Origin of the sequence: Acinetobacter sp. UBA3106 (assembly GCA_002365595.1) — a bacterium.
Classification (GTDB): Bacteria; Pseudomonadota; Gammaproteobacteria; order Pseudomonadales; family Moraxellaceae; genus Acinetobacter.
On record DFAM01000017.1, the window covers coordinates 19,431 to 45,371 of the forward strand.

The 25,941-nt window shown below is 40.6% G+C and carries 23 protein-coding genes; 15 read left to right on the top strand and 8 right to left on the bottom strand.

All coding sequences use genetic code 11. From position 1 onward, the window contains the following. Positions 1-2: 2 nt before the first annotated feature. The 6 genes from B4C48_RS09655 (at position 3) to B4C48_RS09680 (ending at position 4,581) form a co-directional block, all read left to right on the top strand. Positions 3-833 (top strand): MetQ/NlpA family ABC transporter substrate-binding protein, encoded by an 831-nt coding sequence (locus tag B4C48_RS09655; protein WP_291355942.1) that lies wholly within the window; start codon positions 3-5, stop codon positions 831-833. Between the two features lie 11 nt (positions 834-844). Continuing rightward, the gene (locus B4C48_RS09660; protein WP_291355944.1) at positions 845-1,915 is read left to right on the top strand and encodes a methionine ABC transporter ATP-binding protein; all 1,071 of its coding nucleotides are present in this window, start codon (positions 845-847) and stop codon (positions 1,913-1,915) included. After that, on the top strand, positions 1,896-2,555 hold the full coding sequence (locus B4C48_RS09665; RefSeq protein WP_291355946.1) for a methionine ABC transporter permease: 660 nt from the start codon (positions 1,896-1,898) through the stop codon (positions 2,553-2,555). Before B4C48_RS09660 ends, B4C48_RS09665 begins: the two co-directional genes overlap by 20 nt. Positions 2,556-2,668: 113 nt before the next feature. Continuing rightward, positions 2,669-3,760, top strand: a complete 1,092-nt coding sequence (gene ychF / locus B4C48_RS09670) for a redox-regulated ATPase YchF (protein WP_291355948.1) — start codon at positions 2,669-2,671, stop codon at positions 3,758-3,760. 496 nt (positions 3,761-4,256) lie between these two features. Then, complete coding sequence (locus tag B4C48_RS09675) at positions 4,257-4,442, top strand: hypothetical protein (protein WP_409449764.1); 186 nt, start codon at positions 4,257-4,259, stop codon at positions 4,440-4,442. Between the two features lies 1 nt (position 4,443). Beyond that, on the top strand, positions 4,444-4,581 hold the full coding sequence (locus B4C48_RS09680; protein ID WP_291355950.1) for a hypothetical protein: 138 nt from the start codon (positions 4,444-4,446) through the stop codon (positions 4,579-4,581). A 74-nt stretch (positions 4,582-4,655) separates the two neighbouring features. On the opposite strand, the gene B4C48_RS09685 is transcribed toward B4C48_RS09680, so the two are convergent. Beyond that, a complete protein-coding gene (locus B4C48_RS09685) occupies positions 4,656-5,186 on the bottom strand; it encodes a DUF962 domain-containing protein (protein ID WP_291355952.1) in 531 nt (176 codons plus the stop codon). 97 nt (positions 5,187-5,283) lie between these two features. Here B4C48_RS09685 and B4C48_RS09690 point away from each other — a divergent pair, with 97 nt between their 5' ends. Beyond that, positions 5,284-6,009, top strand: coding sequence for a Crp/Fnr family transcriptional regulator (locus tag B4C48_RS09690; RefSeq protein ID WP_291355954.1), 726 nt, complete (start codon positions 5,284-5,286; stop codon positions 6,007-6,009). 485 nt (positions 6,010-6,494) lie between these two features. On the opposite strand, the gene B4C48_RS09695 is transcribed toward B4C48_RS09690, so the two are convergent. After that, positions 6,495-6,974 (bottom strand): hypothetical protein, encoded by a 480-nt coding sequence (locus tag B4C48_RS09695; RefSeq protein ID WP_291355956.1) that lies wholly within the window; start codon positions 6,972-6,974, stop codon positions 6,495-6,497. Between the two features lie 104 nt (positions 6,975-7,078). Here B4C48_RS09695 and B4C48_RS09700 point away from each other — a divergent pair, with 104 nt between their 5' ends. The 5 genes from B4C48_RS09700 to dapC all read left to right on the top strand — a co-directional run bounded on the left by B4C48_RS09700 (position 7,079) and on the right by dapC (position 13,438). Further along, positions 7,079-7,834, top strand: coding sequence for an AzlC family ABC transporter permease (locus B4C48_RS09700; protein ID WP_291355958.1), 756 nt, complete (start codon positions 7,079-7,081; stop codon positions 7,832-7,834). Beyond that, on the top strand, positions 7,824-8,171 hold the full coding sequence (gene ygaH, locus B4C48_RS09705; RefSeq protein ID WP_291355960.1) for an L-valine transporter subunit YgaH: 348 nt from the start codon (positions 7,824-7,826) through the stop codon (positions 8,169-8,171). Before B4C48_RS09700 ends, ygaH begins: the two co-directional genes overlap by 11 nt. A 160-nt stretch (positions 8,172-8,331) precedes the next feature. Beyond that, a complete protein-coding gene (gene purT, locus B4C48_RS09710; RefSeq protein ID WP_291355962.1) occupies positions 8,332-9,546 on the top strand; it encodes a formate-dependent phosphoribosylglycinamide formyltransferase in 1,215 nt (404 codons plus the stop codon). A 30-nt stretch (positions 9,547-9,576) separates the two neighbouring features. After that, the gene (glnD, locus tag B4C48_RS09715; protein ID WP_291355964.1) at positions 9,577-12,243 is read left to right on the top strand and encodes a [protein-PII] uridylyltransferase; all 2,667 of its coding nucleotides are present in this window, start codon (positions 9,577-9,579) and stop codon (positions 12,241-12,243) included. A 25-nt stretch (positions 12,244-12,268) separates the two neighbouring features. Then, on the top strand, positions 12,269-13,438 hold the full coding sequence (gene dapC, locus B4C48_RS09720; RefSeq protein ID WP_291355966.1) for a succinyldiaminopimelate transaminase: 1,170 nt from the start codon (positions 12,269-12,271) through the stop codon (positions 13,436-13,438). 184 nt (positions 13,439-13,622) lie between these two features. Here the strand turns inward: dapC and B4C48_RS09725 are convergent, their stop codons facing one another. Together B4C48_RS09725 and msrB are read right to left on the bottom strand one after the other, a co-directional pair. After that, the gene (locus tag B4C48_RS09725) at positions 13,623-14,105 is read right to left on the bottom strand and encodes a glutathione peroxidase (protein WP_291355968.1); all 483 of its coding nucleotides are present in this window, start codon (positions 14,103-14,105) and stop codon (positions 13,623-13,625) included. After that, positions 14,102-14,521, bottom strand: a complete 420-nt coding sequence (gene msrB / locus B4C48_RS09730; protein WP_291355970.1) for a peptide-methionine (R)-S-oxide reductase MsrB — start codon at positions 14,519-14,521, stop codon at positions 14,102-14,104. The genes B4C48_RS09725 and msrB overlap by 4 nt, the downstream gene beginning before the upstream one ends. 230 nt (positions 14,522-14,751) lie before the next feature. Here msrB and B4C48_RS09735 point away from each other — a divergent pair, with 230 nt between their 5' ends. Then, positions 14,752-16,182: a pyridoxal phosphate-dependent aminotransferase gene (locus tag B4C48_RS09735; protein WP_291355972.1), complete on the top strand. Its 1,431-nt coding sequence runs from the start codon at positions 14,752-14,754 to the stop codon at positions 16,180-16,182. 60 nt (positions 16,183-16,242) lie between these two features. Here the strand turns inward: B4C48_RS09735 and B4C48_RS09740 are convergent, their stop codons facing one another. Further along, positions 16,243-18,219, bottom strand: a complete 1,977-nt coding sequence (locus B4C48_RS09740) for an acyltransferase family protein (RefSeq protein ID WP_291355974.1) — start codon at positions 18,217-18,219, stop codon at positions 16,243-16,245. Positions 18,220-18,448: 229 nt separating this feature from the next. Between B4C48_RS09740 and B4C48_RS09745 the strand changes: the two genes are divergently transcribed. Then, positions 18,449-19,630 carry a YbfB/YjiJ family MFS transporter gene (locus tag B4C48_RS09745; RefSeq protein WP_291355976.1) on the top strand — a complete coding sequence of 394 codons (1,182 nt, stop codon included), beginning with the start codon at positions 18,449-18,451 and terminating at the stop codon, positions 19,628-19,630. A 13-nt stretch (positions 19,631-19,643) separates the two neighbouring features. Here B4C48_RS09745 and B4C48_RS09750 read toward each other — a convergent pair whose 3' ends face one another. The 3 genes from B4C48_RS09750 to B4C48_RS09760 all read right to left on the bottom strand — a co-directional run bounded on the left by B4C48_RS09750 (position 19,644) and on the right by B4C48_RS09760 (position 22,408). Then, entirely contained in the window at positions 19,644-20,189 is a 546-nt protein-coding gene (locus B4C48_RS09750) for a M23 family metallopeptidase (protein WP_291355978.1), read from the bottom strand. Between the two features lie 154 nt (positions 20,190-20,343). After that, on the bottom strand, positions 20,344-21,597 hold the full coding sequence (gene icd, locus B4C48_RS09755) for an NADP-dependent isocitrate dehydrogenase (protein ID WP_291355980.1): 1,254 nt from the start codon (positions 21,595-21,597) through the stop codon (positions 20,344-20,346). 403 nt (positions 21,598-22,000) lie between these two features. Further along, positions 22,001-22,408 (bottom strand): hypothetical protein, encoded by a 408-nt coding sequence (locus tag B4C48_RS09760; protein WP_291355982.1) that lies wholly within the window; start codon positions 22,406-22,408, stop codon positions 22,001-22,003. Between the two features lie 2,741 nt (positions 22,409-25,149). On the opposite strand from B4C48_RS09760, the gene B4C48_RS09765 reads away from it, so the two are divergent. Further along, the gene (locus tag B4C48_RS09765) at positions 25,150-25,938 is read left to right on the top strand and encodes a pseudouridine synthase (protein WP_291355984.1); all 789 of its coding nucleotides are present in this window, start codon (positions 25,150-25,152) and stop codon (positions 25,936-25,938) included. Positions 25,939-25,941 lie beyond the last annotated feature (3 nt).

Sequence of the window (25,941 nt, forward strand, 5' to 3'; positions counted from 1 at the left end):
ACATGGCACAAACAGCGAAAACCAAATTCAGCATTATTGGGGTGTTTATTGCCGCCGTCATTATTGGACTGGTGGTATGGAACCAACAAAAGAAATCCGCTTCGGATGAACTGGTGATTGGCATTAGTCCATCCTTTGCCAAGCCTTTACAGGTGGCAGCAAACGAGGCCAAGCAGCAAGGTGTAAATGTCAAACTGGTAGAATTTTCCGACTGGAATACACCTAACATTACCCTGAATCACGGTGATATTGATGCCAATTTCTTCCAGCATCAACCATTTTTAGATAATGCGAAGAAAGAAACCGATTTCAAGATCAAGGCATTTGCCAAAGGTGCAGCAACGCATGTCGGTTTGTATTCCAAGAAAATCAAAAGCTTTGATGAGTTAAAAGATGGCGCTAAAGTCGTGGTTCCAAATGACCCGGTGAATCAGGGACGTGCTCTACTGCTTTTACAACAGGCAAAACTGATCACCCTCAAAGACCCAGAAAACTATTTATCTAGTCTGAAAGACATCGTGACCAATCCTAAAAAATTGCAGTTTGTCGAAGTGGAAGGCCCACAAACTGCACGTGCCATTGATGATGTCGATCTGGCTTTTGGCTACCCGCATTACTTACGTTTAGCGAAAACGGCTGATCCTGAACAAGCGCTGTTATTTGACTCTAACACTGACACACGCTACGCCATCTTGTTTGCAGTACGTGATGACTACCAGGATAAAAATGACAAGCTGAAAAAATTTGTTGAAATCTATCAGAACTCGGCAAAAGTGAAACAGGCTTTGGATGCAGATTTTGGTGCCAAACTCTGGTTCCCGGGCTGGAAATAAGGAGAATATCCATGGTGAGTTTTGGTTCAAAGGTGGACTTCTCTATCCCCCACATCAAAATCCGGAATCTAAACAAATATTATGATGTTCAAGGTAGCCCGGTTCATGCATTGAAAGACATTAACCTCGACATTGCAGAAGGTAAAATCTTCGGGATTATCGGTAAGAGTGGTGCAGGTAAATCATCATTATTGCGTACCTTAAATGGGCTAGAGCAGATCAGTGAAGGTCATATCCACATTCACCAGCAAGATCTGGCCGAAATGAAACATTCTGAACTGATCCAGCTGCGTCAGCGCATCGGCATGATTTTCCAGCATTTTAATTTAATGTCCGCCAAGACGGTGTGGGAAAATGTCGCCTTGCCGCTTAAAGTCTCGAATTATCAAAAAGATGAGATTGACACTCGTGTCAATGAGGTCCTGCAACTGGTCGGACTCAGCGATAAAGCTCAGCACTACCCTTCACAATTATCCGGTGGACAGAAACAGCGTGTCGGGATTGCTCGTGCCTTGGTCCATCATCCGGAAATTCTGCTGTGCGATGAAGCAACTTCTGCCCTGGATCCGGAAAGTACATCGGTGGTGTTGTCCCTGCTGAAAGAAATTAATCAGAAACTCGGCATTACTATTGTACTAATTACCCATGAAATGCAGGTCATCCGTGAAATTTGCGATCAGGTGGTAGTGATTGAACACGGTGAAATTGTCGAAGCAGGTGAAGTCTGGTCGGTCTTTTCCAATCCACAGCAGGACATTACCCAGGAACTTTTGAATCTGGAACAGCTGGAATTACCTTTTGCCATCAGCCCAAAAGTCATTGCCGAAAGTTCACATAGCATTTTAAAGCTGCGTTATGCCTCTGATGTTCAGCACGCTCCAGATCTAAAAGATATTTTTGGCCAGTTTGATACACCGGTGCATTTATATCAAAGCCACATCGACACTATTCAGAACCATCTGGTCGGTAGTTTTATTGTGGCTGTGCCTGAGCTCAATACAGATCTAAAACAGCTTCAACAAAAATTAAACCAGTACATTGCACAGATTGAGGTGATTGGCTATGCACGACCAGCTCATTGATTTATTACTGACCGGAACGATTGATACTTTATTGATGGTCGGTGTGTCAGCAATCGTCGCATTCTTGATGGGTCTGCCGATGGCTATCATTTTAGTCAGCACATCAGAACACGGTATTTATCCTTCCAAAAGCATCAATCAGGCTCTGGGTTGGGTGGTCAACATTACCCGCTCTATTCCCTTCCTGATTTTAATGGTTGCTCTTATTCCATTGACCCGACTCATCGTTGGCACCAGTTATGGGGTATGGGCAGCGGTAGTACCGTTGACCTTGGCAGCAACACCTTTCTTTGCCCGTATTGCTGAAGTCAGTTTACGTGAAGTCGATCAGGGCCTGATTGAAGCAGCTCAGGCAATAGGCTGTAACCGCAAACAGATCATCTGGCATGTACTGCTGCCTGAAGCCCTACCCGGCATTGTGGCCGGATTTACCGTGACCTTAGTCACCATGATCAACTCTTCTGCTATTGCCGGAGCTATTGGCGCGGGTGGTTTGGGCGATATTGCCTACCGTTATGGTTATCAGCGTTTTGACATGCAAATTATGCTGGCCGTGATTGTGGTGCTGGTAATTTTAGTGATGCTGGTTCAGGCCGCCGGCGATTCCATCTCCAGCCAACTGGATAAACGCAAAATTTAAATCCTTATCCATTTTATGAGTTTTCAACAAAGCACCCAGCCATGACCTGACTTTGTCATGGCTTTCATGTAAAATCATCGGCAATTTTTAAATAACACGTTGTGAGTCATTTCATGGGTTTTAATTGCGGTATTGTCGGCTTGCCGAACGTTGGTAAATCTACACTTTTCAATGCATTGACTAAAGCTGCCATTGCTGCAGAAAACTTCCCGTTCTGTACCATTGAACCAAACACCGGTATCGTGCCTGTACCTGATCCACGTTTAGATAAATTGACTGCTATTGTTGGGCCTCAACGTGTCATTCCAACGACTATGGAATTCGTTGATATTGCTGGTCTTGTTGCGGGTGCATCTAAAGGTGAAGGGTTGGGTAACCAGTTCCTTGCCAACATCCGTGAAACTGATGCCATTGCCCACGTGGTTCGCTGTTTTGAAGATGAAAATGTCATTCATGTGAACGGAAAAATTGACCCGCTGGATGATATTGCCACCATCAATACAGAACTTGCACTGGCTGACCTGGAAACTGTAACTAAAGCAGCAACACGTTTGGCCAAATCTGCCAAAGGTGGCGACAAAGAAGCAGTTGCGACTAAAGCTGTTCTAGACAAAATTTTGCCTTTACTGGATGAAGGTAAACCTGCTCGTGCAGCCGACCTCGATGATGACGAACGCAAACTGGTACGTGGTTTTGGTTTAATGACTTTAAAACCAACCATGTATATTGCCAACGTGGCTGAAGATGGTTTTGAAAACAACCCTCATCTAGACGCTGTGAAAAAATTGGCTGCAGAAGAAAATGCGATTGTGGTTCCACTTTGCAACCAGATTGAAGCTGAAATTTCACTGCTTGAAGATGAAGACCGTGCTGAATTCCTAGAAGCAATGGGTATGGAAGAACCAGGTCTGAACATTGTAATCCGTGCTGGTTACAGCTTGCTTGGCTTACAGACTTACTTTACTGCAGGTGTACAGGAAGTTCGTGCCTGGACTGTAAAAGTCGGTGCAACTGCCCCTCAAGCAGCGGGTGTGATTCACACTGACTTTGAAAAAGGCTTTATCCGCGCTGAATGTATTGCTTATGATGACTTTGTTCAATACAACGGCGAAGCTGGTGCAAAAGAAGCGGGTAAATGGCGTCTAGAAGGTAAGACTTACGTGGTTCAGGACGGTGACGTTCTGCACTTCCGCTTTAACGTATAAGTTGAAGCAAAAAAAGCCAGCATTACGCTGGCTTTTTTATTTCTTTAGATTTTTCATATCGGCGCTTTTTAAGTAGTTTAGGCAAGTTGCTTGAGTCCCAACATACACTTATATCTCCTTTTTCCTCTACACAGATCACAAATTTATTGAAGCAAAGAGCAAACGCTTACTATAAACTAGCCTGATTCCTGAACTGAATTTTCCCAACCAGATGAACACTTTGATGATTGATCAAATACCCAATACAACGTCTATAAATGAAGGTTCGTAAGCTTATGGTATTTAACTTAGGCTATTTTTTTGGGTAAGTAATTGAATGATTTTTTATCATTTCATTTGATACAGCATCAGCTTAATTTTCGCTTAAAAGCAAAAATATGGCGACAATTTCACCATAAATTCTTGCTTTTCAACAACCAGCTTACAACTTCATGCCTGATCAATTTTATCTAATTTATCTACAGGCACTAATGCCTGTTTCCAAAGAATAATAGCAATGAAAAAAATCAATACAATCTTTACAGCAACAATCTTCTCCATGCTTAGCGTGACCGCATTTGCTTGCCCCAAAGGTACAACCATGACAGGTGGTACGGGACCAAATCATCAAGGGGGTAAATGTGTTGCCACTGCTCATGCTACAAAACACAAAGCAAATCATGAAAAAAAAAGCAGAGCATAAAATGATGGACAAAGACCAGATGATGAACATGGATCACAAAGCTGCAACTGCAGCACCCAACACCACCGCACCGCAAGCCACTATGCATGAAAGCATGCACGAAAACACCACTCCTGAAAAGCAGGCACCCAAATCATAAACCTCAACCCATCCTAACGCGATATAAAAAAAGCCAGTGCATTCAACACTGGCTTTTTTATTGGGTCTTTTCAGTCAGATATTCACGGTTTTGACATCCATTGCAGCACGTTGTTTACGTGCTTTTTCTAGAATGCGTTGTTCCAGCTCTTTTCTAAACCCGAGCATAAACACCATTTCAGCTAAAACAAATAAAGGACCGATGGCTAAACCAATAATATCATCGGTAAAAGCGGGTTTTTTCTTTTCATAAAAATGTCCCACAAACTGGAATACCCATCCCACTACGAAAATTCCAATGCTGAGGCTTAACCAGCCAGTGGTATCAAGCTGGGCAATCTTGTAAGCAAATGGATAAGCAATTGCGTAGATCACTAACATGATCAGACCAAAGATACGATCTAAACTGAGATAATAAATACAGCTGGCAAGCAGGAGCACTAAAGCCAGAGTCAGCTCAACACCTGAAATGATCACACCGGCACGGGCAGTCAGGCAGATAATGGAAAACACAATCATTGGAATACCAATAAAATGGGTATAAATATTTTTCTGATCCAGATGGTATGCTGCATACTGGCTCAGCAGCTGTTCTAATTTGGTCATCACTGTTTTCCTTGTTAGACTTATATTTTCACTATATAAAAAAATACCGCGACAAGTTGTCAGCTAGCCGACAACTCATATTAAAAAAGGAATTGAAGTGCTCGACCCCGTTTATATTGATCATTTAGAGCAGAATGTATGGTTTTCACAGTTAACTACGGCATTTAAACAATTTATCATCAGCCATGCAGTGCAACAACATTTTGACAAGGAACAGGCCATCTTTCATGCAGGTGACTCCTTCAATGGCATCTATGCGGTTTTAGAAGGGGCTGTCCGCTTGGGTTATATTGATATAGAAGGCAAAGAATCCGTGGCTGCGATTGTTGAACCGATTATGTGGTTTGGTGAAATCTCTCTGGTCGATGCTAAGCCTCGTTCGCACAATGCCATTGCGACTCAAAAGAGCCTGATCTTACACATCCCCAGTGCAGCGATACAAAATCTGCTGCAACAGCATCCTGGTTTTTGGTATCACATCGCACAATTAACCAGTCAAAAGTTACGCTTTGCTTTTCTGGAACTGATTTCTATTCAAACGCAAAGCATTCACCAGCGCCTGGCACAGCGCCTGATGTTTATTCTAAATGGTTATGGCAATCATGTGATGATCGAGAAAAATGTCATTCATTTATCTCAAGAACAATTGGCGCAAATGCTGACCTGCTCGCGGCAGACGATTAATCAGGAATTACAAGCCTTGGAAAAGCAGAATATTTTACGGCTCTCTTTTAAGAAAATTGAAATTTTGGATGTGTCTGAATTACATCGCATCGCGCATGCCTTTCCGAACCATTCAATAGAAAATCAATTAAATATTTAAAAGATGAAGAGGATTCAGATACTTATACCGTTGTAGTATGAGTTGTACTATGCCTAAGCATGACAAGTGAATAAATTGACTGATGATTGGTATAGTTCATCAATCGTGCTTATGAACGCAATTGACATACGTTGACATCATCAAAGCCATTAGTACAGGGCGCCACTTCATATTCATTGTCTGCGGCCGTTGCCACACCACTCCAAGCACTCAAAACAACTGCCACACTTATTGATAAAAACACTTTATTAAACATTTTTCTCTACTCTTATTTGGTTGCTAAAAATAAAAAATACAGATTTTATCTAAATATTTTTCATTAAAAATAGCCATTATTATACATATTTTATCAATTAGTGATAATTTTATATATTTATCACATTATTGTTTTATTCTCTTATTGATTCTTTAAAACTATAACTAAAAGCAAATATGATAGAAATTTAAAACATAAAAAACGAGGCCTGTGCCTCGTCTTTTTTGCATTAAACCCCAACCTTTTTAGGATCAGTATTGCCTAGCTGCGGATGCTCAATCGCACCTTTACATTGCTGTTTATCGCGTTCGTAATCGGCCTGCTTCTGCGCTACTGAACTGGATTGCTCCATACTTTCACGTGCCCAGATTTCCAGACTGGTCAATGCTTTACGACAGAGCGCATATTTTCCTTCAGTCACAGAATCGGTCATTTTGACATTAATGCGCCAATCGGTACTGAGCTTGCGCGCCGGCTTACGCACCTGCTCTTCCAATACATCCAGTTTTTTGGCATAGACCAGACCATCTACCCGATTGATAAATTTCCAGGCCTCATTGGCATAAGTGGTTGCATCATTGGTTAATTTAGCTGCAGGTTTAATCTGAACTTTTTCAGTCTTATTACCTTCATTTCCACAAGCCTGTAGTAAAGCACTACTGCATAATAAAGAAACAATCAGCATCCCACGTGTCTTTAACATCAACATATCCGGCTCGCCTAAACAAACAATTCGGCACTATGCTAGTGAATTCGCGTACAATACTCAATCATCATTTGACCTGTTGTTCAACTCTCCCGCAAAGGTGTGTCGTGTCTGAGCACAAAATTCCTCCAGTCAAAGCTGCTGGCTTTTGGCAAGGCGCAAAAGATAGCCAAGCCATTATTTTTACTTATCTTCCTGTTTCTTTTGCTTTTGGTGTTTCCGCCAGCCAGTTCGGCTTTAGTTCTTGGGAAGCGCTGTTTTTATCCTGCTCCATGTACGCAGGCGCCAGTCAGTTTTTGGTGGTGGCCTTACTGGGTAGTGGTACCTCAATCTGGATGACCGCCCTTACCGTAATTGCTTTAGATATTCGCCATGTGCTTTATGGCCCTGCATTACAAAACCTGATTCGGGACAAGCTGAATTTAAAGAAAACTGCGGTTTGGGCGTGGGGCTTAACCGACGAAGTATTTGCTTCCGGCATGATTAAACTGTCACAACGACGTCAGGAATGGTCAGAATCCTGGATGCTGGGTTTAAGCCTGTTTAGCTGGATGTCTTGGGCTTTAGGTTCGTTCTTGGGTGGCTTATTTGCAGATCAGGTCAGTGACTTACCGCAGTTTTTACAGGCTGCCCTGGATTTCTTGCTACCGGCCTTATTCCTGAGCTTCTTGCTGGCAGCATTTGAGAAGAAACACACTTTTATCGTGACGGTCTGCTTAATTGTTTCCGCAATTGCCTGCTATTTCATTAATTTATCCGCTGCGATTTTTATTGGAATTTTATCCGGTATTTTGGCTGGCTTATTTAAGCACTATGTTTTAAAACAGCATGATGATGAATTTGGAGAAGCGCATGAATCTTGAAATTATTCTGGTCGGGATCATTGTCGGGATTGCTAATTTTGCCTCACGTTTTGGCCCTTTTTATGTCATACAAAAACATCAGCAGAGCTCGCAAAAACGTGGCTCAGTCTGGATCAAAATCGCTTTGGGAAGTATTGGCATTGCCGCAATCAGTTCCATGCTGGTGGTGGCAACGCTTCCTCCCTTAATGGAAACACCGAATAAAAGCTTTGCCATGCTGGTGGGTTTTTTAACCTTAGCCGGGCTGTATTTTAAATTTAAAAAGATTGTGCCTGCGACCTTAACCGCAGCTTTGGCTTATGGTTTGGTCTATACCTATATGCCTTTTTCCTTCTAAATCTCATAGAAAAGTCCCTCTTTTACAAAGAGGGATTTAGGGAGATTTTTCAAACAACTTTATAAATAAAATTGTTGGACAATATCATTATTTTATGTGAATCCCATCTTAATTTGGCAATCAGTTCTGCTATGCTAAAAGTCCATAAAATCAAGCATGGATGATTTACATGAGCGTGACTATTGGTACTCCCCTTCAAGCTTCTGCCTTTAAAGTTTTGCTATTAGGTTCAGGAGAGTTGGGTAAAGAAGTGGTGATTTCTCTACAACGTTTAGGTGTAGAAGTTCATGCCGCAGACCGTTATGACCATGCGCCCGCCATGCAAGTTGCCCATTTTGCTTATACCTTGAATATGGCAGATGCCGCAGAACTCAAACAACTGATCCAAAAAATCCAGCCCCATCTGATTGTTCCTGAAATTGAAGCCATTGCGACCGAAGTTTTGGTCGAGATTGAACAACAAAATATTGCTACCGTGATTCCTTCAGCAAAAGCGGTCAACTTGACCATGAACCGTGAAGGTATTCGTCGTCTGGCGGCTGAAGAACTCGGTTTACCGACATCAGCCTATCGTTTTGCCGACTCAATTGATTCTTTCCGTGCGGCTTGCGATGATATTGGCTATCCCAACTTTGTTAAACCAGTGATGTCGTCATCAGGCAAAGGACAATCTCGCGTTAAAAGTTTTGATGAAGTGGATGCCGCTTGGGAATATGCGCAAACCGGCGGACGCGTCAATCAGGGTAAAGTGATTGTCGAATCACAAATTGATTTTGACTTTGAAATTACCTTACTTACCGTTCGCGCGAAAAATGCTGAAACAGGCGAAGTCGAAACCCAGTACTGCGACCCGATCGGACATCGTCAGGACTCTGGGGATTATGTCGAAAGCTGGCAGCCTCAGGCCATGACGCCAGCCGCGCTGGAAGAATCGAAACGCATTGCTCATAAAGTCACAGCGGCTTTAGGTGGCTGCGGTATTTTCGGAGTCGAACTGTTTGTCAAAGGCGACAAAGTATGGTTTAGTGAAGTATCTCCACGTCCGCATGATACCGGGCTTGTGACATTGGCATCGCAATTCCAGAGTGAATTTGAACTGCACGCACGTGCCATTTTAGGCCTGCCGGTGAATACATCTCGTCATAGTGTTGCAGCCAGTGCTGTCATTTATGCAAGCGTTGATGATCGTAATTTATCTTTTTCTGGCTTAAATCTTGCTTTAGTAAATCCAAACACCGATTTACGCCTTTTCGGTAAGCCTGAAGGTTTTAAACGACGTCGCATGGGGGTCGCAACTGCACGTGCTGAAACCACAGATCAGGCGCGTGAACTTGCACTAGAGACGGCGTCTCAAGTCAGTGTTCAACAAAACTAAACTTGTCATAATATTTACGGACCACTGTTCATGATCAATACTTCTCCTCTGCTGAATTACGTTAAAAGTAACCATGACATTCAGGCGATCAATCAATGGCGCGCCGATGTTGAAAATCAGCTTCAGAAAGGTTTTGAAAATGGACAGTCAATCCGGGAAATCATTTTAGCCCGATCCAATTTGATTGATGAAGCCTTAGAATTCCTGTGGAAACATGCCGAACTGGACCAGACCGATTTGGGTCTGTTTGCAGTGGGCGGTTATGGACGTCGGGAAATGTTGCCCTATTCAGACGTCGACATCATGATTTTGTCGGAAGATGAAATTACTTCCGATCAGGAAAAACTGATTTCTACCTTTATCTCCTCGCTTTGGGATGTCGGTAATTTCAAACCCGGTATTAGTGTACGGACCATTTCCGAATGTGTTGAACAGGCGACCAATGATTTAACCGTGGCGACGGCGCTGATTGAATCGCGTCTGATTATTGGCAACCCGCATTTAGCCAAATGGCCACGTCGTATTGTCTCGCAAACCTGGACCGATAAAACCTTTTTTGATGCCAAAATGGATGAGCAAGCCAAACGCTATGCTCAGCACAACAATACTGAAAGCAACCTGGAACCCGACATCAAAAATGCCCCGGGTGGTATTCGCGATATTAACCAGATTGGCTGGATTGCCAAACGTCACTTCCGGGTCAACCGTATTTATGACCTGGTGCATTTAGGCTTTATTTCAGATTTCGAGCTGGGTGTTTTAGAAGAAGCGGAAAGTTTCTTATGGGAAATTCGTCATCATCTGCACCGTCTGACCAAACGTGACGAAAACCGTTTATTGTTTGATTATCAACGTGATATTGCGGCCTTATTTGGCTATACCCGTGAAGAAGGCAAATCGCAGAATTTTCCGATTGAACAGTTTATGAAGCGCTATTACCGTAGCGCCCAGCAAATTTCTACCTTAAATGAAATGCTGCTGGCCTACTTTAATGAGTCGGTCATCACCCCACGTTTGCCGAATTACGAACGTAAAATTGAAGAAATTAACGAAAATTTCAAACTGGTGGATGGCAAGCTGGCAGTACAGCACCATAAAATCTTCTCGGAACGCCCGAGTGCTATCTTGGAAATTTTCTATTTACTGGCCAACCGACCTGAAATTGAAGGCATCCGTGCCCGTACTTTACGCCTGCTCACTCTGGCAGCCAAACGCATTAATCAGGCTTATCGCGATAATCCCGAACATCAGGCCCTGTTTATGGCAATCATGCGTTCACCGCATCGCCTGTATGACACGCTGGTGGCGATGAAACGTTATGGCGTGCTGGGAAATTATATTCCCGCATTCGGGCAAATTATGGGGTTGATGCAATATGACCTGTTCCATATTTATACTGTCGATGCGCATACCCTATTATTGCTGCGTAATTTAAACCGCTTTAAAGAACCTGAATTTGCCAAAGATTTTCCGGTGGTCAGCTCGGTGTTCCAGCGACTTCGTCGTCGCGACATTGTATATCTGGCTGCATTATTCCATGACATTGCCAAAGGTCGTGGTGGTGACCATAGTGAACTGGGTGCAGAAGATGCGATTGCCTTCTGTCGCACCCATGGCTTTACCGAGCGTGAATGCAATCTGGTGGCCTGGCTGATTCAAAATCATTTGCTAATGTCGATGACCGCGCAGAAAAAAGATATTTCCGATCCCGATGTGGTTCAGGATTTTGCGCAAAAACTGGGTGATATGGAGCATCTGGATTATCTGTATGTGCTCACTGTTGCCGATATTAACGCGACCAATCCGAAACTCTGGAATACATGGCGTGCTTCCCTGATGCGCCAGCTTTATACCCATGCACGTGATGTGATTCGTACCGGTCTCGGGCGTCCTGTCGATTATCAAATGCTGATTGAAGATACTAAATTCGCAGCCAGTGAATTGTTGGTCAATGATTTCTCCCTGTACGATGTAGAAACCATTTGGCAGGAATTGGGAGATGAATATTTCATTAAAGAATCGGCAGATGAAATTGCCTGGCATACCCGTGCCATCTTGCAACATGGCGACAATACTGAACCTTTAGTACTCATGCGTGCCCATCGTCAATACGCCCAAGATGCAGTGCAGATCTTTATTTATACGCAAGATCAACCCAATTTGTTTGCCACCACAGTGGCTGTATTTGACCGCATGAATCTGGATGTTCAAGATGCGCGAATTATTACGGCGTCCACTGCATTTAGTTTAGATACTTATGTGGTTCTAGACCGTTTCGGGACTTTACTGACCGATCCGGAACGTGAAAAAACTGTGATTGAGGCATTGGTCGAAGCGCTGAGCCACTCAGATAAATATCCGGGTTTAATGCAACGTCGTATTCCACGCCAGTTACGTCATTTCGATATTGAAAATACCGTCGATATCACCCTGAATGCCGCGTTACAGCAAAACATGGTGGAAATAGCCACACTTGACCATCCGGGTTTACTGGCTAAAGTAGGCGGTTTATTTATGATGCAAGGTTTAGATATTCACTCTGCTAGAATTGCAACGCTTGGTGAACGCGCAGAAGATATTTTCTTTGTCACTAAAAAAGATGGCAACCCAATGTCCGATTCAGAAGCTGAAACTTTTGCTACCCAATTAAAGTCAGCACTGGATGAAGCCTCAAGCCTAGTCTCTGGCCAACATTAACTTAAATTTACGCGGTATCGATTTCATGAACTCTAGTTTGTCATTATTGCATCCTTATCCTTTTGAAAAGTTAAATAAACTTTTTCAGGGGATTCAACCTGCAGATTTACCCCTCATTCCTTTATCGATTGGTGAACCAAAACATCCGGCACCCGAGTTTGTGAAACAGGCCATTATTGACAACTTCAAGCATTTATCGACTTACCCAAACAGTAAAGGTCTGCCTGAGCTACGTCAAAGCATTGCCAACTGGTTAACACGCCGCTTCAAGCTGAACAGCATTAGCGCGGAAGATCATATTTTGCCTGTATCCGGTACTCGCGAAGCGATCTTTTCTTTTGTTCAGGCTCTAGTCAACCGTGAAGATGCACCTTATGTGGTGATGCCAAACCCTTTCTATCAAATTTATGAAGGGGCAACTTTACTTGCCGGGGCAAAACCGTACTTCATTAACTGCACAGAAGAAAACAATTACCTCGGTGATTTTGATGCGGTTCCTGCGGAAGTCTGGGAAAAAACGGCTTTGTTGTTTGTTTGCACACCGGGTAACCCGACCGGTGCAGTATTGTCTAAAGAGCAATTTAAAAAACTGATTGGACTTTCAGATCAATATGACTTTGTGATTGCATCGGACGAATGCTATTCAGAACTCTGGTTTGATCAAGCACCGGTAGGTTTACTGGAGGTTTGTGCTGAAATTGGCCGTGATGATTACAAAAACTGTGTGGTGTTCCATTCCCTTTCCAAGCGTTCAAACTTGCCGGGCATGCGTTCAGGTTTTGTTGCTGGTAATGCCGCACTGCTTAAACCTTATTTGCAATACCGTACCTATCACGGTGCAGCCATGCCGGTTCAACATCAGCTGGCTTCTATTGCCGCGTGGGATGATGAAGCACATGTGGAAGAAAACCGTAAACTTTATCGCGCCAAGTTTGAATTATTTCAAAATGAATTGGGTCAGTTATTGCCACTGAAAAAACCCGATGCTGGTTTTTATTACTGGTTAAAAGTCGACAATGATGAAAACTTTGCCAAAATGCTGATGGAAAAAGCCCATATTAAAGTTCTACCGGGCCGTTACTTGTCTCGTGATACTGAACAAGGTAATCCGGGTGAAAACCATGTCCGTATGGCATTGGTCGCAGATATCGCACAATGTGAACAAGTGATTCAGCGCCTTAAAGCCATTCTTTAAGCTTTGAAATAGCAATCAAACCAAAAATAATCCACTGTTTCTACAGTGGATTATTTAATTGTAGCTATGGATTAAACAACCTGGGCTATTTTCATCTCGTGATGCAAGTAAAATAAATTTTCCCGTCTATTAAATGATGAAGGGCGATTCATGAATCGCCCTATATCTGCTTTTATGATAAAAATTACTGGGCTAAAGCCGCTTCAATATCCGCTTCCAGATCTTCTGGTTTCGTCGTTGGCGCATAGCGGTTAATCACTTGACCTTTTTTATTAATTAAAAATTTAGTGAAATTCCATTTAATGCCATTCCCCAATACCCCTTTACTATTATTGGTTAAATAGCGAAAGATGATGTGCGCCTCAGGTCCTTTAACATCCACTTTGGCAAACATGGGGAAATTCACGCCATAATTTTTCTGGCAGAATGCACCAATCTGCTCATTGGAACCCGGATCTTGTCCGCCAAACTGGTTACAGGGAAAACCCAAGACTTCCAGACCTTGATCCTTGTACTTTTCATACAACTTTTCAAGACCTGCGAACTGGGGCGTAAAACCGCATTTACTGGCAGTATTTACGATTAATAAAACCTTACCTTCATAATCGGTAAATGATTTATTTTTTCCATCTAACAACTCAGCCTCAAACTGATAAATGCTGGTCATGGATATGTTTCCTCATCATTTTTTTCTTGTGTTTTTAATTCTAAAGAAGCTGAATTTACGCAATAGCGCAATCCTGTAGGTTGTGGACCATCTTCAAAAACATGGCCTAAATGTGCGCCACAATGATGGCAAACAATTTCGGTTCTGACCATACCATGTGTCGTATCGGCATGTTCTTCAATTGCAGAATTATTTAAGGCTTTATAGAAACTTGGCCAACCACAGCCACTGTCGTATTTTGTTTCCGAGCTAAACAACGGCTCACCACAACAACGGCAGACATAAGTACCATCTTGTTTTGTGTTCCAGTATTTACCTGTAAATGCAGGTTCTGTTCCCTTTTGACGTGTAATACGGAACTCTTCAGGTGATAACTCTCTTTGCCATTCTCGGTCCGATTTATTGAGTTTTCCCATGGCTAAGTACCTTCTTTCTTGCTATTTAAAATAAAATAATCCTATATTTACGTTATTCATATTTAAATTTCTAGTCTTTAGTTAACATTTTACAAAAGACCTATAATTCCCTCAAAAAGCAAAAAGTAAGCAATTTTTTTAAAAATAGAGTGAGCAATTTCTTCGAGAAATGCTTTTTCGTGAGCAAATTTAGTGTTACTCTTTGTCATAAGCTTGCTTAGGATTAAAAAATGTCGCAAAAAAAGAGCGTTATTTTTAAAAATTTGCTTCCTGTGATTAAACAGTATCAACAGGCAGGATTTACGCACGAAAAAATTGTTGCTTTACTTCGGGATGAACATAATCTTGATTTAGTAACAACTGAGACATTTAAAAGTTATTTATATCGTTATGCAAAAGTGACCTCCACTCCTTCCGAGAACATCAAAATGCCGAACACTTTCCAAACCCCTCGCGAAATTAAGAAATCGTCTAAGCTCGAGCATGTATGCTACGACATTCGCGGGCCTGTGTTACGAGCGGCCAATGAAATGGAAGAAGCCGGTCACAAAATTATTAAGCTAAATATTGGTAACCCCGCCCCATTTGGTTTCGAAGCGCCGCAAGAAATTATTAATGATGTCGCTTTAAATCTGCCCAATGCGGTAGGTTATACCGATTCAAAAGGGATTTTCCCAGCACGTAAAGCCATTTGCCAGTATTACCAGCAAAAAGGCATTCTCAACATGCACGTAAATGACGTGTATATCGGTAATGGCGTGTCTGAACTGATTGTCATGGCCATGCAAGGCTTGCTGGATGATGGCGATGAAATGCTGGTTCCAATGCCAGACTATCCATTATGGACCGCTGCGGTAAACCTCTCTGGCGGTACCGCCATTCACTATAAATGTGACGACGAAAACTTCTGGTATCCAGACATTGCCGATATGGAAAGTAAAATCACGCCCAATACCCGTGGTATCGTGATTATCAATCCGAATAACCCAACAGGTTCGGTTTATCCTCGTCATGTACTGGAACAAATAGTTGCCTTAGCGAAGAAATATGATCTGATTTTATTTGCTGACGAAATTTACGACAAAATTGTTTACGATGGCATTGAGCATGTTTCTGTTGCTGCACTTGCTGGTGACCAGTTGTGTATTTCATTTAATGGTTTGTCTAAAGCTTATCGTATTGCGGGTTTCCGTTCAGGCTGGATGGCGATTACCGGTGATAAATCACGTGCCATGGATTACATTGAAGGCTTAGACATGCTGGCTTCTATGCGTCTCTGTGCCAACCATCAAGCCCAATATGCCATTCAAACGGCTTTAGGCGGTTATCAGTCAATTAATGATTTGATCCGTCCGGGTGGCCGTTTATATGAGCAGCGCAACATTGCCTGGGAAATGCTGAATGACATTCCGGGTGTATCTTGTGTGAAACCTGAAGGTGCCATGTATTGTTTCCCTAAACTGGATCCGGAAGTTTATCCAATTCAGGATGATGAAAAATTCATGCTCGATTTATTACGTGCTGAAAAAGTGCTACTGGTACAAGGCACCGGTTTCAACTGGCCAACTCCGGATCATTTCCGTGTGGTGTTTTTACCTGCCGAAAATGAACTGCGTGAAGCGATTACCCGTTTAGGCCGTTTCCTGGCAAAAATGCGTTAATCTAAAATGCTAAAAAAACCGCGCTATATAGCGCGGTTTTTTTATGATTAGAATTTATTGCTAGTCTTTGAGTGGATTGCCATATTGCTTTAAATATTCAATACCCAATTGCCGTGAACCCTGATCATTAATGTGATTGGTGTCTTTATCCCGATATAAAGGCACATGATTAATCATAATTTTACATTCCTGCTGATTACACATCACCTTGGTCGGATCAATGATTTTCAGGTTAGGGTATTTCAGTTTCGCTTCGGCAACAATTCGATTGAATTGTTTAAGCTGTGCCTCATAATTTTTTCTGGACACAGTACATTGGGCATGGGTATTTAAAATTTCGTTGCGAAGATTACAATCTGCCGGCACTCCGTCTTGGTCTAGACGAGGTACATCATTCAGCAGAATCACCTGCTCACTGGATTGATAGGCTATTTCCAGAGCCTTCATAAAACCACTTTTAAAGATTGCTGCATTGGAATGATGCACACCATCTTCAAGTTTCACTTCATCACTAAAATACGGCACATAGGAACCCGCCAAGATAATGGTTCGGTAATGTGTTTTAGCAAGATGATCTGTAATGGCCTTATTTCTGAATGCAAACTTGTCGAGTTTTTTCCATCCCTTGAAATTGACCTCTGAACGCTGCACCCCGGGTAAATAGAAAGTTGAACTTTGCGTGACGTCATAGCCGCGTAAATGCGCATCTTTCGCCCATTCATCCAGCATGGCGCTATAACCGTTTGCATGAGAATCGCCAATCAATAAAAAGTCGATGCTGGCTTTCGGTTGGCCCAGCACACACTCATTCGGATCGGGTAAAGCTTTAGGATCCTCAGTATCCATACATTTATATCGGATCACATGCGCAAATGAATTAAGTGCTGCTTGCTTGTTATGAACAGACTGAGGAAACCGGTCTGGAAAACCCTGCTTGATATTGATGAGCTGTGCAATGGCGATAAAACTTATGGCTGGCAGCAGAAAACCAATGAGAATCACTTTGTAATTCGCTGCCATCACAAAACGTTTGGTTGGCCTTTCAATAAGCTGATAAGTTAAAAATGCCAACATCATGGACAGCAGTACAATCACCACCTGATTTTCAGCATTTAATGGCCGCATATAGATGCCGAATAACACGATAATGGGCCAATGCCATAAATATAAAGGATAAGAAATTTTTCCAATCCAAGTACTCAAGCGATTGCTCAGTAATAGATTATTGGATGAGGTACCTTGCCCAAGATAAATAATGAATGCTGTCGCCAAACATGGAATAAGCGCCATTAAGCCTGGAAATGGAGTTTGCTTATCGAAGTAAATGGCCGCTGTAAATAATGCGATTAAAGCGACCCAAACCAGACTTTGCCGAATTTTTTTTGGCAAGTTTAACTGCGGTAAAAAACAAATTAATGCACCAATCAGCAACTCAAAAGCACGTACCGGCATGCTGTAATAAGCCTTTTCTGCATTTTGAGTCAACTTGTGCTGAGCATAAAATACTAAGCTAATGATTAACGCGGTCACTATAGCTAAGGTTTGTTTACGGGAAACTTTTCCTACAAACAGCAATAACAATAAAGGCCAGAAAATATAGAACTGTTCCTCTACCCCTAGCGACCAGAGATGCAATAAAGGGATACCTTCAGCACTTTGGCTAAAATAATCTCCCACCTTATTGCGCATATAGATATTCGCCATCAGCAGGGTTGCATACATGACACTATCAAAATATTGGGTCAATTCACCAGGAAGCATCACCTGCCAAGCTATCACACTGACCACACTGAGTACCGTAAAATAGGCAGGTGCTAAACGCACCACACGCTTCTTGTAAAAGCGTGCAATGGAAAATCTTTTGGACTGGATATCCTGGGTTAAAATAAGGGTAATTAAATAACCTGAAATCACAAAAAAGACATCAACACCAATATATCCACCGGAAAATAAAGCTATTCCGATGTGATTAAAAATCACCAATAAAACAGCAATGGCCCTTAAGCCATCTATATCAGCGCGATAGGAGAGATTCATAATTTAAAAAAGTACAATAAAGTAGCGGCATTGTATGCCTTTATGCAAAAAATTCAATTTTCAAACTAAAGGGTTTATGTGACCCAATTTTATAAGATTCTTCTTAGATATTACTTCATGATTCAAATGCCGCTGTTTTTATAGTTATTTATTATTTGCTCAGCTATTCAATCTGATTTACTCATGTTATTTATTGAACTCACCTTTTATACCTATTGTGAGTACATGGATGTCCTCAAAAAATATCAAACTCAGTATTTTTCTGTGCTTAAGCATGTGTTTAGGAATTGGTATTTTACGTTTTTCTTATACCGCATTGTTACCCAGCACACGTGAAGCCTTTGACTGGACAACAGGTTTTGCCAGTCTTTTAGGCAGTGCGAATTTGCTGGGTTATTTAATCGGTGCATTTTGGGCTATGCGATTGCCTCAAACTAAAATCATGACGCGATACATTCAGATTGCAGCGATTACCGGTATGTTCAGTTTACTCTGTTGCGCCTTTTCAGATTTTGCCAAAGTCTGGTACATCTTTTGGCGTGTGGTTTCTGGGGTAAGCGGTGGTCTGCTGATGATTCTGTCACCTAGCGTGGTGGCGCAGTGCTGTGATCTTCAGGACCGTTTTAAAATCAATTTTATTGGTTTTAGCGGCATTGGCATTGGAGTTCTGTTGGCAACGCTTTTCTTGCCTTATCTGGACCAAATTTCAACTCAAACGGCATGGCTGATTCTATGCAGCTTTGCACTGATCATTTGTATTGGCTTGAGTTCTTTACTGCAACAGTTTAAACATCAATTGTTCACCCAAGCCAATCAGAGTTCAACAGAAGTCCGATTAAATACCCTGTTCTATAGTTTACTGATTGCCTATGCAAGCAGCGCTTTTGCCTATATTCCCCATTCCTTGTTCTGGATCGATTATCTCAGTCACGAATTAGGACTAAGTTTGTTCTGGATCAACTTTAACTGGATTCTTTATGGCTTAGGCAGCGCTTTAGGAGCTTTTACCGCTTACGCACTAGCGAGAAAATTTGGAAATTTTACTAGCCTGAAAATTCTTTACAGTCTGTATATTATGGCCATTTTTATTGCAACTTTAAGTATCAACCCTCTCTTGACCTTTGCCTCGTCTTTTTTTACAGGCATGCTCAATCCGGCAGTGGTGTTTTTGACTTCTTATACGATTCTACAACTCTATGGCGTGGCATATAAAAAGTTGTGGAGCATTGCGACGCTGAGTTTTGCCTCAGTTCAACTGATTGGCGGTTTAAGTTTTAGTACCCTGCAACATTTTAGCGTAACCTATCACCAGCAGTTTTTATTAGCTTCTTTTATCTTGTTACTCGGAACGCTGCAACTGGCATGGCATACCCGCTCAAAGCACTGCAAGCGAACCCAACAAACACTCTGAATTTTAAATTTTTTTATGAAGATGGGGCTAAATATGGATAAGGGTTTACAGATCCCTGTCCATTTAAATAGATTCCATAATGCAAGTGTGGCGGGGTATTTTTAGCATTGCCTGTATTACCGACATAACCAATCACCTCACCTGCTTCTACCCAATCCCCGGCTTGAATCTGGTCAGCGTAATTATCCAGATGGGCATAATAATGCCGGCTTAAATCTGGACCAGTAATCCAGACCACTTTGCCGCCTAAATTATTGGTTCCGACCTGAGCTACGATGCCTTGGGTGGTGCTTAATACCGGTGTTCCTCGCTTGGCAAAAATATCAATTCCTTCATGGGTTCGTCCTTCACTTCGTGCTGCACCCCAGGTGTCTTGTATTTGTCGAGCTTTAAAGTTTTCCACCGGCATTGCAAGCTGGGCAGGCAAGTCCGTTTTTTGTAATTGCATATATAAAATGGGATAACGCATGCCTGCTGCTTCACCTGAAGCTGGCGGCTGACAACCTGAAAGCAGTATTAATGCAAGTATTAAACCTGAACAAAAAGTCTGTTTAAACATTTTTCGATGTGGATACATTCATTTCAAGAATTAAAGTGATGTGAGCGATTTCATCTTAAGTTTTTAATTATTTTGAATGAAATATGATTTCTGTAAATATAAAAAAACCCGCAACTCGTACGGGTTTTTCTCGCCTAAGGTATGAGCCTTAAACTTATTCCATATTGTTAATCACGGCCTGACCAAATTCAGAACAACGCAACAAAGTCGCATCAGGCATTAAACGTTCAAAGTCATATGTCACTGTTTTATTCGCAATGGCACCGGAAATACCTTTAATGATCAAGTTAGCTGCTTCATCCCAGCCCATATCACGCAGCATCATTTCCGCAGACAGGATGATTGAACCCGGGTTGACCTTGTCCTGACCCGCATATTTAGGAGCAGTACCGTGAGTCGCTTCGTACATTTGAATTGCTCCACCAATGTTGGCACCAGGCGCAATACCGATCCCCCCTACTTCTGCTGCAAGTGCATCAGAAATATAGTCACCGTTTAAGTTCAGCGTGGCAATCACTGAGTAATCCGATGGACGCATCAGGATTTGTTGCAGGAACGCATCTGCAATGACATCTTTAATAATGATGTCTTTACCGGTTTTCGGGTTTTTGATTTTAACCCAAGGGCCACCATCCAGTAGTTCGCCGCCAAAACGCTCAAGCGCAACTTCATAACCCCATTCTTTGAATGCACCTTCGGTGTACTTCATGATGTTGCCTTTGTGAACCAGGGTCACGCTTGGCTTGTTATTGTCGATTGCGAATTGAATGGCTTTACGAACCAAACGCTGTGTACCTTCTTTAGAGACCGGTTTAATCCCAATTCCGCAGTTCTCTTCGAAACGGATTTTAGTTACACCCATCTCTTCTTTGAGGAATTTAATTATTTTTTTTGCTTCCGGCGAATCAGCTTTCCATTCAATCCCTGCATAGATATCTTCAGAATTTTCACGGAAAATTACCATGTCTGTCAGTTCAGGATGTTGAACTGGAGAAGGTACGCCTTCAAACCAGCGAACGGGACGTACACATACGTAAAGATCTAATTCTTGGCGTAATGCAACGTTTAGAGAACGAATACCACCGCCTACAGGAGTGGTTAATGGGCCTTTAATAGAAACCACAAACTCCCGAAGTGCTTCGCAAGTTTCTTCCGGCATATAAGTGCCATAAATTTTGTCTGCTTTTTCGCCGCAGTAGACTTCCATCCATTCGATCGAACGTTTGCCACCATAAGCTTTTTGAACCGCAGCATCCACAACGGCTTTCATCGCTGGTGTAATATCCACCCCAATACCGTCGCCCTCAATAAAAGGAATGATTGGATTGTTTGGAACATTGAGTGACAAATCTGCGTTTACGGTAATTTTGCTACCATCCACAGGAACAACGATCTTCTGATAACCCATTGTATAGGTTCTCCCTTTCTATCTAGCGATATCTAAAAATAATTGCCGAATAGGCAATTGTTTCGTCCTTTCTTATCACATAAGAGTTTAATCGAATTCCATTGTGTTTAAGATTTATACTGAAAATAACTACATTTCCCCATTGAATAAAACTTAACCTTTCTTAATTTTTATATAGTTATAGAAGTCATTTCCTATGAAAATCGTCATTCTGAATAAGTATGAATACCTAATTCTGTTTTGATCTATATTTTTCAATTACTTTTAAATTCCGTTTTTGCATCTATGACACATATTTAACCCCAATAAGAAACAAAAATCCCTCAACCTCTAGAATGCGAAGGGTTCTATATACGAGAATACGACCTGTGAAAATTAATGGAAACTTATTAATAAGTAAAACTTAAAACTCTGCCCTATTAAAATCTTCAGAATTTAAATATGCCAAGATGGCTTCACCATTGTCTTTTCCCAGTGATTTTATAGGTAAATAAATTTTTTTATCTCTTTGATTAAGAGCATTGTGATCCGTTATATTTTGAAGGATAACTGCTAACCAAAGTATGAATTCTTTATCCTGATATCTATTTGGTGCAAGAATTAGGTCTACACTCTTGCCATCACTCAGTTTTAGCTGCTCATTTAAATCATCAATATTTGTAAAATCATGTTTAAGTTGGAAATGAGTTTTGCCAATCATGTTTTTAAGTTCCATCAACAGTAAATTTAAATCTTTTGAGCTATCAGAAGAGAATCCATATTTATCCAAAACTCTCTTATAAATTAGCTCGGCTATCTCTATGTATGACATCTTAGCGTTACTTCTTATTCTTAACTCTATCTAAATATATCGAGTTATAAGCATGTTGAGAATAGCTATTACTTAATGACAAAATTCACTTAATTATCTTTACTGATATCAACATTTAGACGTATAAACCTAAATGAAAGTCGAATTAAAAGACCCAAATTTCATTGTAATCTTTAAATTTTAGTCTGTTAAAAAGATAAGCCTATCAATTTTAGAAATAATAAAAGTAATCTTCTTATCTGATGACGTCGGAAGAAATTCACTTTTTCAAATAACATAAAACTAAAAATCTTGTTATATTAATAAGCTCAAAAACAATAAATATAATAATTAATATGAAATACAGTATTTTATCTGCCATTCTAGTATGTTTTTTATTGGCAAGCGCATTTAGCTTTATCGTTGGCTTTTATAAAACCGACCTTATTTTTTTTGCACTAGGAGTATTACTCGCTTTAGCTTCAATCCTCATCTTTTTAGAAATAAAGAACACTAAAAATGATCCTTTCTCCTAAATAGGCATGTTCATTTCAAGTGATACTTGTTTGCTCAAGTCAGGTTTACTTAATCTCTTTCAGGCAATCTCGACACACTTTTATTTCTTCATCATCTACCGTGTAGTCGATTTCGGTTGCGCCATGAAGACCAAACAAACACATTAGAAAGTGCAACATAATTTTCTCCTGTTTATTAAGTGTTTTAAATATAATGAAAAATAAAAATCCTATTTAACTCTCCCAAATCAAATAGGATTTTCAGTTCTCAACATATTCTTCTTGTTGTTAAGTTATTGGAATAACTATAATATATCACCAACAATTCACTTAAAAAGTATAAGAAATAGTAGTGTTGTGTTTAATGATGTCTTTATTAAGTTATTGTTTATTAACAATTTGGCTGACAAGTAATCAATTTGTTAGTTAAATGTTCTTAGTCTTCTATTCAGATCGCAAAACAGAACAGAACTTCCAACACTACTTTTTCTTTTGTTTCATGCAAAAAAATACCTCCTGGAAAGGAGGCAAGAAATAAAGATAGAAACTACAGCGATAGATTCTAATTACATATTATATATAAGATTAATATTTAATCAATGACAAATTATTACTAGATATTTCAATTTAATAATTAATCAAAATCTATATTTCGCCCCCGATTTAGTATTGATAAGATTGAATCCTTAACGCTTCCTCTGCTTCACTGATAACTCGTTGAATGTTTTCTCTTTCATGTCTTTTAGCTTGAACATATACTGTGGCCATCAAACAAAGAGATCCTGCAACTAAAACTCCAATCAAAATCATTAATCTTTTATTTTGCATATCATTAGTATTATTTATATGTAGACTTATAAATTTACGTTTTTATTAGTAACTTGCAATGATGGAATATACCAAAAAGTAAACTTTATCCCACATAAAATGTATATCTTAATTTAATACAGTCCTTGGTCGACCAGAGCTATTTCACGATTTTTCTTATATTTAAGTTTGTATCATCTAGACATATCTTTAGCTTTTCATCAGTCAATAAAAAGCCTACTTAATTTGCTGTAAATTAAGTAGGCTTTTCAACTCACATAATATTATTTTTGTTTTAAAGTTCTTGGAATAACAAAAAGATACCATCATCCAATAAAATTATAAGTATAAGAAATATGAGCGTTAGGTTTAAAGGTGTTCAAATTAAGTTAATATTTATTAATAACTTGCATAAAAAACAATCATTTTTAAATTTTTAAGAATTTATAGATAAGCTGAACTTAAAATCAATACTTTTAGAAGAAATTTCAAATATAAAAAAGCTCCCCATTTCGCGAGCTACCTAATTAATCGAGTGCTTGAACTTGCACTGCGATCACTTGAACAAAGATAGGCTATATCACATTTAAACAGTCAATTAATTTTGAGCAAATAAGGATGGATTATAGGAAATAATATCTTCAAACTTATTGTAATCATCAATTCTGAATACCTGGAATTGAATAAGCTTTATCTCTTTTTTAGCACTTATTTAAGCGGATTGCCGAGAGGTGTGGTGAAAGCTTTTGGAAGAGGTTTCATGACAGCCGCTGATTTTATTAATAAATTTGGTTGGGATGAGCTTGCCGAATTACCTAAAGCTAGTTTTATAATGAACCGTTTAAACCTGTTTTGATGTAATTTTGGCATCAAGAAAGAAGGAATAGCACAGTATTTTAATGCTTATGAGTTGGCGCAGAAACTTAGGGTCTTGGAAAGAGTTAAAAAAGCTCTAGATGGGAAGTATTTCGGGTATATGCACTTCTATTTACATTCGAACGGCATTTATGTGTTTTTAGATCATTACAATGACTTTATTTTCAGATCACGCCCAGCCCATCGGTATGTTTAATAAGGCGATTGCAGATGTAGAAAGTGGTATTACAACAGATAGAAGATTGGAGGGATTGTGATGGAAATTGATTGCAGAATTCGAGCGAAAGAGTTCATATAGTTATAGTCATAAGAAAGGATAAATTTTATTCTTTGGAAAACTCTGGCGATATTATGCAGTCAGTTCGACTTTCAGAAAAAGATGTATTTGGGCATTCATCATACCTAAAGAATAAAGTTGAAGAACACAAAACAGAATCTGATATGATAGCCCACACATAGTGGGCTTTTATTTACCAACTTTTATCCAAACAACTCCCAAAATGGGTTTAAACGGGTAACTCAAAAACCCCAACAGAATTCTTTTATATATTTTAGTAGGTTACAGTGAAAATTGTCATTCTAAATAAACCTTATGACGTCCTCTCCCAATTCCGTAAAGACGAAGCACACATGACGATGTCTGACTTCGTAGACGACTCAACCTTGCGTTTAGCGGGTCGTCTTGATATGGACTCTGAAGGTTTAGTATTTTTAACCGATCACGGCGGTTTAAACCAGTACATCACTAACCCGGCCAATAAGAAGTTTAAAACTTATCTGGTACAGGTTGAAGGTGATGTAACTGAAGAAGCGCTTGAACAGCTTCGTAAAGGTGTTGAACTTAAAGATGGCATCACTCTTCCAGGCAAAGCCATTAAGGTTCAACAGCCTGAATGGTTATGGGATCGTGATCCACCTGTTCGTTTCCGCGCGTCTGTGCCTACCTCTTGGGTTGAAATTTCAATCTGTGAGGGCCGTAACCGTCAAGTTCGTCGTATGACTGCTGCTGTAGGCTTTCCAACTTTACGTTTGATTCGTACTAAAATTGGTTCAATTGATCTTGTTCAGTTGGGTTTACAACCGGGTGAAACCAAAGAAATCGAACCGTTGTTATACCCGGACTTTAAAGATGTACCTGCGGAAGAGCCTTACCGTTCACGTTCTTATGTGAAAAAACCGGGCGGTACAGGCGGCAAGCCAATGGTTCGTAAGAATAAAGATGGCTCAGTTAAAAAATCCGGGACTAAACGTATCTGGCAAATGGATGAAAGCGAGAAACCACGTCGTAAGACCAATGGTACAACGCGTCCGAATAGCAAAGCGCCGCGCGGTCGGGGGCGTGGTCGCGGTTAATTA

What these genes read in the sequence shown, in the direction of transcription:
- B4C48_RS09655 (WP_291355942.1), top strand. Translation starts at nt 3, where the DNA reads ATGGCACAAACAGCGAAAACCAAATTCAGCATTATTGGGGTGTTTATT.
- B4C48_RS09660 (WP_291355944.1), top strand. Translation starts at nt 845, where the DNA reads ATGGTGAGTTTTGGTTCAAAGGTGGACTTCTCTATCCCCCACATCAAA.
- B4C48_RS09665 (WP_291355946.1), top strand. Translation starts at nt 1,896, where the DNA reads ATGCACGACCAGCTCATTGATTTATTACTGACCGGAACGATTGATACT.
- ychF (WP_291355948.1), top strand. Translation starts at nt 2,669, where the DNA reads ATGGGTTTTAATTGCGGTATTGTCGGCTTGCCGAACGTTGGTAAATCT.
- B4C48_RS09675 (WP_409449764.1), top strand. Translation starts at nt 4,257, where the DNA reads ATGAAAAAAATCAATACAATCTTTACAGCAACAATCTTCTCCATGCTT.
- B4C48_RS09680 (WP_291355950.1), top strand. Translation starts at nt 4,444, where the DNA reads ATGATGGACAAAGACCAGATGATGAACATGGATCACAAAGCTGCAACT.
- B4C48_RS09685 (WP_291355952.1), bottom strand. Translation starts at nt 5,186, where the DNA reads ATGACCAAATTAGAACAGCTGCTGAGCCAGTATGCAGCATACCATCTG.
- B4C48_RS09695 (WP_291355956.1), bottom strand. Translation starts at nt 6,974, where the DNA reads ATGTTGATGTTAAAGACACGTGGGATGCTGATTGTTTCTTTATTATGC.
- ygaH (WP_291355960.1), top strand. Translation starts at nt 7,824, where the DNA reads ATGAATCTTGAAATTATTCTGGTCGGGATCATTGTCGGGATTGCTAAT.
- purT (WP_291355962.1), top strand. Translation starts at nt 8,332, where the DNA reads ATGATTTACATGAGCGTGACTATTGGTACTCCCCTTCAAGCTTCTGCC.
- glnD (WP_291355964.1), top strand. Translation starts at nt 9,577, where the DNA reads ATGATCAATACTTCTCCTCTGCTGAATTACGTTAAAAGTAACCATGAC.
- dapC (WP_291355966.1), top strand. Translation starts at nt 12,269, where the DNA reads ATGAACTCTAGTTTGTCATTATTGCATCCTTATCCTTTTGAAAAGTTA.
- B4C48_RS09725 (WP_291355968.1), bottom strand. Translation starts at nt 14,105, where the DNA reads ATGACCAGCATTTATCAGTTTGAGGCTGAGTTGTTAGATGGAAAAAAT.
- msrB (WP_291355970.1), bottom strand. Translation starts at nt 14,521, where the DNA reads ATGGGAAAACTCAATAAATCGGACCGAGAATGGCAAAGAGAGTTATCA.
- B4C48_RS09735 (WP_291355972.1), top strand. Translation starts at nt 14,752, where the DNA reads ATGTCGCAAAAAAAGAGCGTTATTTTTAAAAATTTGCTTCCTGTGATT.
- B4C48_RS09740 (WP_291355974.1), bottom strand. Translation starts at nt 18,219, where the DNA reads ATGAATCTCTCCTATCGCGCTGATATAGATGGCTTAAGGGCCATTGCT.
- B4C48_RS09745 (WP_291355976.1), top strand. Translation starts at nt 18,449, where the DNA reads ATGTCCTCAAAAAATATCAAACTCAGTATTTTTCTGTGCTTAAGCATG.
- B4C48_RS09750 (WP_291355978.1), bottom strand. Translation starts at nt 20,189, where the DNA reads ATGTTTAAACAGACTTTTTGTTCAGGTTTAATACTTGCATTAATACTG.
- icd (WP_291355980.1), bottom strand. Translation starts at nt 21,597, where the DNA reads ATGGGTTATCAGAAGATCGTTGTTCCTGTGGATGGTAGCAAAATTACC.
- B4C48_RS09760 (WP_291355982.1), bottom strand. Translation starts at nt 22,408, where the DNA reads ATGTCATACATAGAGATAGCCGAGCTAATTTATAAGAGAGTTTTGGAT.